This window comes from Paracoccus sp. S4493 (assembly GCF_000967735.1).
Lineage (GTDB): Bacteria > Pseudomonadota > Alphaproteobacteria > Rhodobacterales > Rhodobacteraceae > Paracoccus > Paracoccus marcusii.
In genome coordinates this window covers 1-732 of record NZ_JXYF01000335.1, presented here as the reverse complement: position 1 = coordinate 732, position 732 = coordinate 1, and the positions used below count along the sequence as shown (strand labels likewise).

The following is a 732-nucleotide window of genomic DNA, read 5'->3' as shown; positions in this document are numbered from 1 at the left end:
CCCGGACCCGTCCGCCAGCGTGTCTTCTGGGGCCTGGCCGAAGGCGCCATCGCCGGAACGCTGATCCTGCTGGCAGGAGAGGCCGGGCTGACGGCCCTGCAGGAGGTGATCACGGTCGTGGGGCTTCCGATCTTCCTGCTGGTCTCGATGATGATCCCGGCCCTGATCCGCGGGTTCGCCGCAGAGGAGATCGACCACATCACGATCGGCAAGCGTCCCGCGCTGAGCGAGTTCGACCCCGCCGCCACCGACGAGGCCGACGCCCCGGCCAGGTGACGGGTCGCCCCGTCCCCGGCCGGTCGCCCGCGGCTCAGTCGCGGGCGTTCGCCTTGCGCAGCCGCCACAGGCTGGCGCCCAGCACGATGATCGCCATGATGGCATCCGATTTGGGCGTCGGCGCATCCGTTGCGTCACGGCCTGTCCCGGACACGCCGATGGCCTTCTGGCCCGACGACGTGGCAGGCGTCCCTTGACCGGGCGGCGGGGTGTCGGCCTTGACGGCATCGCGCTGGCCCATCGGTTCGGGGGCACCCGTGGTCGTGTCCTCGGAGGTCTGCTGTTCGATCTCGGCGTTCAACTCGGCTCCGGCCAGCACGATGAAGGCCGACAGCCACATCCAGGTCAGCAGCATGATGACCCCGCCCAACGTCCCGTAAGTCTCTGTATAGTCGTCGAAGTTCTGGACATAGAGCGAGAACGCCGCGGTGCCCAGAATCCACAGGACCGTGGCCG

Annotated in this window: 2 protein-coding genes; one reads left to right on the top strand and one right to left on the bottom strand. The window is 69.0% G+C overall.

The window, feature by feature from the left end; all coding sequences use genetic code 11:
- Positions 1-276, top strand: a 276-nt coding sequence (locus TW83_RS17545) for a BCCT family transporter (RefSeq protein WP_045984077.1), incomplete at its 5' end; no start/stop codon positions are given.
- Between the two features lie 34 nt (positions 277-310).
- Here TW83_RS17545 and TW83_RS17540 read toward each other — a convergent pair.
- On the bottom strand, positions 311-732 hold a 422-nt coding region (locus TW83_RS17540; RefSeq protein WP_045984076.1), incomplete at its 5' end, for a YhjD/YihY/BrkB family envelope integrity protein.